Origin of the sequence: Actinacidiphila polyblastidii, from assembly GCF_036353415.1 — a bacterium.
GTDB lineage: Bacteria > Actinomycetota > Actinomycetes > Streptomycetales > Streptomycetaceae > Actinacidiphila > Actinacidiphila polyblastidii.
In genome coordinates, this window is record NZ_JAZEWV010000016.1 from 123,542 (window position 1) to 133,272 (window position 9,731).

The window sequence follows — 9,731 nt, forward strand, 5'->3', positions numbered from 1 at the left end:
GGTCGGCCCCGCACCTGAACGCCTGAGCCGGGCGGACCGCGCCCGCGGCCCGCCCGGCTCGGCTCGGCTCAGTTCTTGCGGTGGCCGATCAGCCGGGGCTTGGGTTCCAGCCCCGACAGGCCGTTCCAGGAGAGGTTGACCAGGTGGGCGGCGACCTCGGCCTTGCCGGGCCGCTGCGCGTCGAGCCACCACTGGCCGGTCAGCGCGACCATGCCCACCAGCGCCTGCGCGTAGAGCGGGGCGAGCTTGGGGTCGAAGCCGCGCTGCTTGAACTCGTGGCCGAGGATGTCCTCGACCTGGGTGGCGATGTCGCTGATGAGTGAGGCGAAGGTGCCGGTGGACTGGGCCACGGGCGAGTCGCGCACCAGGATGCGGAAGCCGTCGGTGTACTGCTCGATGTAGTCGAGGAGGGCGAACGCGGCCTGTTCCAGCAGTTCCCTGGGATGGCCGCCGGTGAGGGCGCCGGTCACCATGTCGAGCAGCCGGCTCATCTCACGGTCGACGACGACCGCGTAGAGCCCTTCCTTGCCGCCGAAGTGCTCGTATACCACGGGCTTGGAGACGCCGGCCTTGTGCGCGATCTCCTCGACCGAGGTGCCTTCGTAGCCGCGTTCGGCGAAGAGCACCCGGCCGACGTCCAGCAGTTGTTCGCGGCGTTCCTTGCCGGTCATCCGGACCCTGCGCGTGCGCCGCGCCGTCGGTCCGGCGGTGCCGGCTGACGTCCCCCGTGCGTTGTTGCCGTCGCTCACCCGACCATCATGCCGCTTCGCTGATGCTTTCCGCCTCGCTGATGCTTTCTTTACGCCGGGCCTCGATCCGCGCGGCGTCCGGCCAGCGCACGTCGCTGGCCCAGCCGGCCTTCTCGAACCAGCGGATGACGCGGGCGCTGGAGTCGACCTGGCCGCGGAGCACGCCGTGCCGCGCGGAGGTGGGGTCGGCGTGGTGGAGGTTGTGCCACGACTCGCCGCAGGAGAGGACCGCGAGCCACCACACGTTTCCGGAGCGGTCGCGGGACTTGAACGGGCGCTTGCCGACCGCGTGGCAGATGGAGTTGATCGACCAGGTGACGTGGTGCAGCAGCGCCACCCGAACGAGCGAACCCCAGAAGAACGCGGTGAACGCGCCGTACCACGACATGGTGACGAGGCCGCCGACGAGCGGGGGCAGCAGCAGCGACAGCGCGGTGTACGCCCAGAAGTCGCGGGAGATGCGGCGGATCGCCGGGTCCTTGATCAGGTCGGGCGCGTACTTCTCCTGCGGGGTCTGCTCCTCGTCGAACAGCCAGGCCATGTGCGCCCACCACAGGCCCTTCATCAGGGCCGGGAAGGACTCGCCGTAGCGCCACGGGCTGTGCGGGTCGCCCTCGGCGTCGCTGAACTTGTGGTGCCTGCGGTGGTCGGCGACCCAGCGCACGATCGGGCCCTCGACGGCCATCGAGCCGGCGATCGCCAGCGCGATCTTCAGCGGCCGGTTGGCCTTGAACGAGCCGTGGGTGAAGTGCCGGTGGAAGCCGATGGTGATGCCGTGGCAGCCCAGGAAGTACATCCCGACCATCAGGCCCAGGTTGAGCCAGCTCATGCCCCTGCCCCAGGCCAGCGGCACCGCGGCGGCCAGCGCCACGAAGGGGATGCAGATGAAGAGGAGCAGCGCGATCTGTTCGATCGAGCGCTTGCTCTCGCCGCCCCGGGTGGCACTGGGCGGCTGCGGATCCTGTCCTGAGCGCCCGGGGTCCCGGGACTCTGTGATCACGTCCGTCTGAGTGGTCATATGTGTCCCTTGTCGGATGTGGAGGAGCCGGAGATCCGGCCGGTCCCGGTGGTCGGTGGCGGTCACGCCCGTAACCTACGGCTCCGTAAGTATTGCAGCGGCGCACGTCGGGGCAACAGGACCACACGGGTAATCGAGTAAGGGTCGCCTTCCCGCCGACGCAATCTCTACCCAGGATCACCGTCGCGTCCACCCCGCCTCGTGCGGCATGATGGGGGCGTCCAGCCCGGCACGGTCCGACCACGGTCCGGAGCAGCCGAGTTGATCCGCCGTGGTGTAATTGGCAGCACTGGGGCTTTTGGTGCCTTAAGTCCGGGTTCGAGTCCTGGCGGCGGAGCAGTCGGACAAGCGGTCGGTATCCTGCGGGTGTCCAACATCCGAAGCCGAGGAGTCTCCTCCCGTGAGCCCCAACCGCCCGGCTGCCGTCGTCATCCTCGCCGCGGGTGAGGGCACGCGCATGAAGTCGGCCACCCCCAAGGTCCTGCATCCGATCTGCGGCCGCTCGCTGGTCGGCCACGCCGTGGCCGCCGCCCGCGCCCTCGATCCCGAACACCTCTCCGTCGTGGTCGGCCACGGCCGCGAGCAGGTCACCGCGCACCTCGCCGAGATCGACCCGGCCGCCGTGGTGGCCGTCCAGCACGAACAGAACGGCACCGGGCACGCGGTCCGCGTGGCGCTCGAGGAGCTGACCCGGCAGGGCGTCGTGCTGGACGGCACCGCCGTGGTCACCTACGGCGACGTGCCGCTGCTCACCGCGCGGACGCTGGCCGGCCTGGTCGCCGCGCACGAGGCCGACGGCAACGCGGTGACCGTGCTGACCGCCCAGGTGCCCGACCCGACCGGCTACGGCCGGATCATCCGCGCCGCCGACGGCCAGGTCACCGCGATCGTCGAGCAGAAGGACGCGAGCGAGGCCCAGCGCGCGGTCCGCGAGATCAACTCCGGGGTGTACGCCTACGACGCCCGGCTGCTCGCCGAGGCGCTCGGCAAGGTCACCACCGACAACTCGCAGGGCGAGGAGTACCTCACCGACACCCTGGCCATCCTGCGCGGGGCCGGCCACCGGGTGGGCGCCTGCGCCGCGCAGGACCACCGCGAGATCGCCGGCGTCAACAACCGGGTGCAGCTGGCCGAGGCCCGCCGCGAGCTCAACGACCGGCTGCTCGCCCAGGCCATGCTGGACGGCGCGACCATCGTGGACCCGGCCTCCACCTGGCTGGACGTCGAGGCGGTGCTCGCGCCGGACGCCCTGGTGCACCCGAACACGCAGCTGCTGGGCGGCACCCGGCTGGCCGAGGGCGCCGAGGTCGGCCCCAACTGCACGCTCACCGACACCGTGGTGGGCCCGGGGGCCCGGGTCTCCAACACGGTCGCCGAGCAGGCCGAGATCGGCGCGCAGGCGAACGTCGGACCCTTCGCCTACCTGCGGCCCGGCACCCGGCTGGGCGCGAAGGCCAAGGCCGGCACGTACGTCGAGATGAAGAACGCCTCGATCGGCGAGGGCACCAAGGTGCCGCACCTGAGCTACGTGGGAGACGCGACCATCGGCGACCACACCAACATCGGCGCGGCCAGCGTCTTCGTGAACTACGACGGCGAGGCCAAGCACCACACGACGATCGGCAGCTACTGCAAGACCGGCTCGGACAACATGTTCGTCGCCCCGATCGTCGTCGGCGACGGCGCGTACACCGCGGCCGGCTCGGTGATCACCAAGGACGTGCCGGCCGGCTCGCTGGCCGTGGCACGCGGCCAGCAGCGCAACATCGAGGGCTGGGTGGCCAGGAAACGCCCTGGCAGCGCGGCCGCGCAGGCGGCCGAGCGGGCCCTGCACGAGGGCGCTCCGGAGGGCGACCGGCCGGGCGAGTGAGGGTCGTCTCACGGGCGTCCGGCCGGTGCACAGGTGCGCCGGATGGGGCGTACCGTGTGGGGTGCACACAATTCCGCCAGCTCACCCGAATCCCGGGAGAAGCTGTGTCGAACACCAGTCGAACACCAAGGAGACGGTGCAGTGACCGGGATCAAGACGACCGGTGAGAAGAAGCTGATGCTCTTCTCCGGCCGCGCCCACCCCGATCTGGCGGAGGCGGTGGCCCACGAACTAGAGGTGGAGCTGGTGCCCACCCGCGCCTTCGATTTCGCCAACGGCGAGATCTACGTGCGGTTCGAGGAGTCGGCGCGCGGCGCCGACTGCTTCCTGATCCAGAGCCACACCAACCCCATCAACCAGTGGATCATGGAACAGCTGATCATGATCGACGCTCTCAAGCGGGCCTCCGCGCGGAGCATCACCGTGATCGTGCCGTTCTACGGCTACGCCCGGCAGGACAAGAAGCACCGCGGCCGCGAGCCGATCTCGGCCCGGCTGATGGCGGACCTGTTCAAGACCGCGGGCGCCGACCGGATCCTCACCGTGGACCTGCACACCGACCAGATCCAGGGCTTCTTCGACGGCCCGGTGGACCATCTGTTCGCGCTGCCGATCCTCGCCGACTACGTGGGCGCCAAGGTCGACCGCACCAAGCTGACCGTGGTCTCGCCGGACGCCGGCCGGGTCCGGGTCGCCGACCGCTGGTGCGACCGGCTCGGCGCGCCGCTGGCCATCGTGCACAAGCGCCGCGACCCCGACGTCGCCAACCAGGTCAAGGTGCACGAGGTGGTCGGCGACGTGAAGGGCCGCGTCTGCGTCCTGGTCGACGACATGATCGACACCGCGGGCACGATCTGCGCCGCCGCCGACGCGCTGTTCGCCAACGGCGCGGAGGACGTCATCGTCACCGCCACCCACGGCGTGCTGTCCGGTCCTGCCGCGGACCGGCTGAAGAACTCCAAGGTCAGCGAGTTCGTGCTGACCGACACGCTGCCCACCCCCGGGCAGCTGGAGCTCGACAAGATCACCGTGCTGTCGATGGCGCCGACCATCGCCAACGCCGTCCGCGAGGTCTTCGAGGACGGCTCGGTGACCAGCCTCTTCGAGGACTCCCACTGAGCGCCGTCCGCCGGACCCGCTGATCGATTTCGTCCGGGGCCTTCCCGCCGGTTACGCTGTCCGCGTTGCTCGGCGAGGGAGGCCCCGGACGCATGTCCGGTCCCGCCTCCGTTATCGACGCGCTCCTCGTAGGAGAACGGCCTGTCGTGGGTCGGGCGACCGCCCCTGATCCCCACCGTTCACGAGGAGTTGAGCATCATGGCCGAGGTCAAGATCGCCGCCGAAGCACGTACCGAGTTCGGCAAGGGCGCGGCCCGCCGGGTGCGCCGTGCCAACCGCGTCCCCGCCGTCATCTACGGTCACGGCGCCGACCCGCAGCACGTCACCGTCAACGGCCACGAGCTGCTGCTCGCGCTGCGCACCGCCAACGTGCTGATCGCGCTGCAGATCGACGGCAAGTCCGAGCTGGTCATCCCCAAGGCCGTGCAGCGCGACCCGCTGAAGGGCTTCCTCGAGCACGTCGACCTGCTGTCGGTCAAGCGCGGCGAGAAGGTCACCGTCGAGATCCCGGTGACCGCCGAGGGCGAGCTGGCCCCGGGCGGCAACCTGCTGGAGCACGTCCTCAACACCCTGCCGGTCGAGGCCGAGGCCACCCACATCCCCGAGGGCGTCACGGTCTCCGTCGAGGGTCTGGAGGCCGGCGCCGCCATCCTCGCCAAGGACATCGAGCTGCCCAAGGGCACCGTGCTCGCCGTCGACGAGGACGCGGTCGTCATCCAGGTCGTGGCCGCGCAGATCGAGGCCGCCGACGAGGAGGGCGAGACCGAGGAGGCCGCCGCCGAGGGCGAGACCGCCGCCGACGAGGACGCCGCCGACGAGGCCTGATCCCGCTGTTCCCCGGCCGCCGCCGTACCCTCCTGGGTGCGGCGGCGGCCGCAGCATGTGTGCGAGACGGAGACGTGGATGACCGACACCGCAGGACCCTGGCTGGTCGTGGGCCTGGGCAACCCGGGCCCCGAGTACGCCCGCAACCGCCACAACATCGGCTTCATGGTGGCCGACCTGCTCGCCGCCCGCATCGGCGGGACGTTCAAGCGGTCGGGCCGGGCGCAGGCGCAGGTCGTCGAGGGCCGGATCGGGCCGCCGGGACCGGGCAGCCGGCGGGTGGTGCTGGCCAAGCCGATGTCGTACATGAACCTGTCCGGCGGACCGGTGACCGCGCTCAAGGACTTCTACAAGGTGCCCACCGAGCAGATCGTCGCCGTGCACGACGAGCTGGACATCGACTACGGCACCCTGCGGCTCAAGCTCGGCGGCGGCGACAACGGCCACAACGGGCTGAAGTCGATCACCAAGTCGCTCGGCGCGAACTACCTGCGGGTGCGGGCCGGGATCGGGCGGCCGCCGGGCCGGATGGACGTGGCGGCCTTCGTGCTCAAGGACTTCTCCGCCACCGAGCGCGGGGACCTGGACTGGTTCGTGGACCGGGCGGCCGACGCGGTCGAGGCGCTCGTCGGCGAGGGACTGGAACGGGCGCAGAGCACCTACAACAGCTGACCGGTGGCGCCGCGGTGGTTGACCGGACGCCATGCGATGGCCAAAGATCGCCCGCATGGTCACACGGAGCCGTTCCCGCCGGACCGCGGAGAGCGCCTGGGGGCTGGTGCTGCTGGCCCGGGTGGTGGGTGCGGGCGCCCTCGCGCTGCTCATCCTCGTGTCCGGCGGCTGGGACTCCTGGCGGACCGCGCACTACGTGATGCTCACCAAGGGGCGCGAGCGCGGCACCGTGACGCTGGCCGCGTGCGGCGACTCGTCGTGCACCGGGCCCTTCGCGCCCAGGGGCACGGCGACGGCGCGGCCGAAGGTCACCGTCAGCCTGCCGGTCAGGCACCGCGTCGGGGAGCGGGTGCCGGTGGTGCTGGAGCCCGGCACGACCACAGCGGTGCGCTCCGGCTGGGGCGGACTGTTCTTCTCCTGGCTGCCGCTGGGCGGAGCGCTGCTGCTGGCCGCGGTCGTGGTCGCGGGCGGGCTGCGGATGCGCCGCACCGCGTGGACGCTGGCCGGGCTCGGCGCGGCGCTGATCGGCGCGGCCTTCCTCACCCTGTGAGGCGCACCGGCGCGGCGCGGCCCGGCGGCCGGGCCGCGCCGACGGGCCGCCGGTTCCCGGTCGCTCAGTTCCTGGTCGCGAGCGGTTCGAGGAACTCCAGCCGGTTGCCGACCGGGTCCTCGGAGTAGAAGCGCTCGTGGCCCGGCAGGTCGTAGTCCCAGACCACCGTGGCGCCCTTGGCCTTCAGCTGCCGGGCGAAGCCGTGGATGCCGGTGACCCGGATGCCCGGATGGGCCTTGCGGGCGGGCCGGAAGTCCTCCTCGACGCCGAGGTGCAGCACGGCGGTCCCGGCGCTGAACCAGCAGCCGCCGCGGCCGGCCAGCACCGGCGGCTTGGTCAGCTCGCTCATGCCGAGCACCCCGGTGTAGTACGCGCGCAGCAGCGGTTCGCTGCCCTCGGGCGCGGCGAGCTGGACGTGGTCGACGCCGGTGATCACGCGGCGGCCTCCTCGGGGGTGGGCGCCGGCGGCGTCCCGCCCCCGGGCGTGCGGGCGACGGCGAAAATGCGGCGGAAGGGGAAGACCGTACCGTGCGGACCCGCCGGGTACGCCTTGCGCAGCAGGTCGCGGTACTGCCCGACGAACTCGCCGGCCGCCGCCCGGTCCTCGTCGAGCGCGGTCAGCACCGGCCGCAGCGCGGTGCCCTTGGTCCACTCCAGCACCGGGTCCTCGCCCTGCAGCAGCTGCACGTAGGTGGTCTCCCAGACGTCGACGTCGGTGCAGCCGAGTCCGGTGAGGCGCTCCAGGTAGTCGCCGGGGCTGAGGATGTGCACGTAGCGGCGGCCGTGGCCGTCGAGCCGGGAGCGCCAGCGGGGGGCGTCGCACAGCTCGGCGAGCAGCGCGTGGCTGGGGGCGTCGAAGTTCCCCGGCACCTGGAAGGCGAGGGTGCCGCCGGGGGTGATGTGCCCGATCCAGTCGGGGAAGCGGTCGGCGTGGCCGGGCACCCACTGCAGCGCGGCGTTGGAGACGATCAGGTCGTACGGCTCCTCGGGGCTCCACACGGCGGCGTCGGCGCGCCGGAAGTCCATCGCGCCGCCGCCCGCGGTCGGTCCCGCGTACCGCTGCGCGGCGGTCAGCATCTCGCGCGAGCTGTCGTAGCCGGTGATCCGCGCGCCCGGCCAGCGGTCGGCGAGCAGCGCGGTGACGTTGCCGGGCCCGCAGCCGACGTCGGCGATGCGCGGCTCGGCGCCACCCGGCAGGCCGGAGATCCGGGTCAGCAGGTCGAGGAAGGGGCGGGTCCTGTGGGTGGAGTGCCGGAGGTACTGCTGCGGGTCCCACGTCGGAGCTGCTTGCATCGTGCGTACCCCCTGGGGTGTTCTGAGCCGTCCTGGTCAAGCGGAGGATCGCGTCCTGCCCTCGCCCTCCAGGCTCCTCCCCGTTATATCTTGATGTCAAGAGACTTCATGTCGACAGACCTATTACACTGATCTCCATGGAGGACGAGGTCGACCGGCTGGTCGCTGCATGGCGCCGAGAGCGCCCCGACCTCGACGTCGAACCCCTGGAGGTGCTCAGCCGGGTCAGCCGGCTCGCGCGGCACCTGGACCGGGCCCGGCGGCTGGCGTTCGCCGAGCACAGCCTGGAGCCCTGGGAGTTCGACGTGCTCACCTCGCTGCGCCGGGCCGGGCGCCCGTACCAGCTCTCTCCCGGGCAGCTGCTCACCCAGACCCTGGTCACCTCGGGCACCATGACCAACCGGATCGACCGGCTCGCCCACAAGCGGCTGGTCGAGCGCCTCCCCGACCCCAGCGACCGGCGCGGCGTGCTGGTCAGGCTCACCCCCGAGGGGCGCGACCGGGCCGACGAGGCGCTGGCCGGGCTGCTCGCCCAGGAGCGGGCCATCCTGGGCGAGCTGAGCGAGCGCCAGCGCGTCGAACTCGCCTCGCTGCTACGACAGCTGACCGCGCCGTTCGACAACGTCCCCGGCTGACGGGACCAGTTCCACCGGTCCGACGCCGGCCCTGCGGGCCAGCGCGACCGCGGCGAGGGTGGAGTGCACACCCAGCTTCCCCAGCACGTTCTGCATGTGGGTGCGCACCGTGTGCGGGGACAGGAAGAGCCGCTCGGCGACCGCCTTGCGGCCCAGACCCGCCACCATGCAGCGCAGCACCTCCTGCTCGCGCGGCGTCAGCGACTCCACCAGCCGCTCGCTCTCGGTGCGGTTGCGGCGGGCCGCGGTCAGCTCGCGCAGCACCCCGGTCAGCAGCGCGGGCGGCAGATGCGTCTCGTCGCGCAGCACGCCGCGCACCACCGAGAGCAGCCGCGACAGCGAGCAGTCCTTGGCCACCCAGCCGGACGCCCCGGCCTGCAGCGCGCGGGCGGCCCGCACCGGGTCGTCCCGCTCGGCCAGCACCACCGTGCGGGTTCCGGCGTGCTCGGCGCGGACCCGCTCCACCAGCGCGAGGCCGTCGAGCACCGGGTCCCGGGGTTCGAGCAGCCGGGCGCCGGAGCCGATCGGCAGCGGCGGCACGGCCGCGAGCACCGGCGGGTGCGGGCCGCCGCCGAGGTCCGCGTCGACCAGCAGGACGTCGTACCGGCGGTTGTCGACCGCCGCGCGGTCCAGACACCGCTGCGCGGCCGGGCCGCTGCCCGCCGCCGACACGTCGACGTCAGGTTCCGCGGCGAGTGCGGCGGCAAGAGACTCGGCGAAGATGCGATGGTCGTCGACGACCAGAACGCGGATTCGTCCCATGGACACCACTCCCGATGATGGGCGCTCCCCCAGTGGCGGCGGGGCGCGTCTCGCGTGGAGCCCGGCACCCGGCCAGGGACCGCCGTCCCATGCCGGGTACCGGACCCCGTGCGTCTCGCCCCCTGATGAGCACCGGCCCCCACCGGCGCTGTGGGAAAAGCGTAGGGGTTGGATGGAGGAATGGAACCGTGTTGGCATAACTTCACGGGGAACTTCGCACAGACGCCCTCGGGCCGTC

The 9,731-nt window shown here is 72.0% G+C and carries 11 protein-coding genes and 1 tRNA gene; 7 read left to right on the plus strand and 5 right to left on the minus strand.

The window, feature by feature from the left end; genetic code table 11:
- Positions 1-68: 68 nt before the first annotated feature.
- Positions 69-671 carry a TetR/AcrR family transcriptional regulator gene (locus V2S66_RS20390; protein ID WP_330797339.1) on the minus strand — a complete coding sequence of 201 codons (603 nt, stop codon included), beginning with the start codon at positions 669-671 and terminating at the stop codon, positions 69-71.
- 85 nt (positions 672-756) lie between these two features.
- Positions 757-1,767 (minus strand): acyl-CoA desaturase, encoded by a 1,011-nt coding sequence (locus tag V2S66_RS20395; RefSeq protein ID WP_330797321.1) that lies wholly within the window; start codon positions 1,765-1,767, stop codon positions 757-759.
- Positions 1,768-2,032: 265 nt separating this feature from the next.
- On the opposite strand from V2S66_RS20395, the gene V2S66_RS20400 reads away from it, so the two are divergent.
- From V2S66_RS20400 to V2S66_RS20425, 6 genes are all read left to right on the plus strand, one after another.
- Positions 2,033-2,104 (plus strand) — tRNA-Gln (locus tag V2S66_RS20400).
- 63 nt (positions 2,105-2,167) lie between these two features.
- Positions 2,168-3,637: a bifunctional UDP-N-acetylglucosamine diphosphorylase/glucosamine-1-phosphate N-acetyltransferase GlmU gene (gene glmU, locus V2S66_RS20405; protein WP_330797322.1), complete on the plus strand. Its 1,470-nt coding sequence runs from the start codon at positions 2,168-2,170 to the stop codon at positions 3,635-3,637.
- A gap of 141 nt (positions 3,638-3,778) precedes the next feature.
- Positions 3,779-4,756 (plus strand): ribose-phosphate diphosphokinase, encoded by a 978-nt coding sequence (locus V2S66_RS20410; protein ID WP_330797323.1) that lies wholly within the window; start codon positions 3,779-3,781, stop codon positions 4,754-4,756.
- Between the two features lie 198 nt (positions 4,757-4,954).
- Positions 4,955-5,581 (plus strand): 50S ribosomal protein L25/general stress protein Ctc, encoded by a 627-nt coding sequence (locus V2S66_RS20415; protein WP_330797324.1) that lies wholly within the window; start codon positions 4,955-4,957, stop codon positions 5,579-5,581.
- A 78-nt stretch (positions 5,582-5,659) separates the two neighbouring features.
- Entirely contained in the window at positions 5,660-6,253 is a 594-nt protein-coding gene (gene pth / locus V2S66_RS20420) for an aminoacyl-tRNA hydrolase (RefSeq protein ID WP_330797325.1), read from the plus strand.
- Between the two features lie 55 nt (positions 6,254-6,308).
- Positions 6,309-6,803 (plus strand): hypothetical protein, encoded by a 495-nt coding sequence (locus V2S66_RS20425; RefSeq protein WP_330797326.1) that lies wholly within the window; start codon positions 6,309-6,311, stop codon positions 6,801-6,803.
- Positions 6,804-6,867: 64 nt separating this feature from the next.
- Here the strand turns inward: V2S66_RS20425 and V2S66_RS20430 are convergent, their stop codons facing one another.
- Together V2S66_RS20430 and V2S66_RS20435 are read right to left on the minus strand one after the other, a co-directional pair.
- Complete coding sequence (locus tag V2S66_RS20430) at positions 6,868-7,239, minus strand: VOC family protein (RefSeq protein ID WP_330797327.1); 372 nt, start codon at positions 7,237-7,239, stop codon at positions 6,868-6,870.
- Positions 7,236-8,096, minus strand: coding sequence for a trans-aconitate 2-methyltransferase (locus V2S66_RS20435; protein WP_330797328.1), 861 nt, complete (start codon positions 8,094-8,096; stop codon positions 7,236-7,238). The genes V2S66_RS20430 and V2S66_RS20435 overlap by 4 nt, the downstream gene beginning before the upstream one ends.
- A 137-nt stretch (positions 8,097-8,233) precedes the next feature.
- On the opposite strand from V2S66_RS20435, the gene V2S66_RS20440 reads away from it, so the two are divergent.
- Entirely contained in the window at positions 8,234-8,731 is a 498-nt protein-coding gene (locus V2S66_RS20440) for a MarR family winged helix-turn-helix transcriptional regulator (protein WP_330797329.1), read from the plus strand.
- On the opposite strand, the gene V2S66_RS20445 is transcribed toward V2S66_RS20440, so the two are convergent.
- Positions 8,690-9,493 (minus strand): response regulator transcription factor, encoded by an 804-nt coding sequence (locus V2S66_RS20445; protein ID WP_330797330.1) that lies wholly within the window; start codon positions 9,491-9,493, stop codon positions 8,690-8,692. The two genes, V2S66_RS20440 and V2S66_RS20445, sit on opposite strands and share 42 nt — an antisense overlap.
- Positions 9,494-9,731 lie beyond the last annotated feature (238 nt).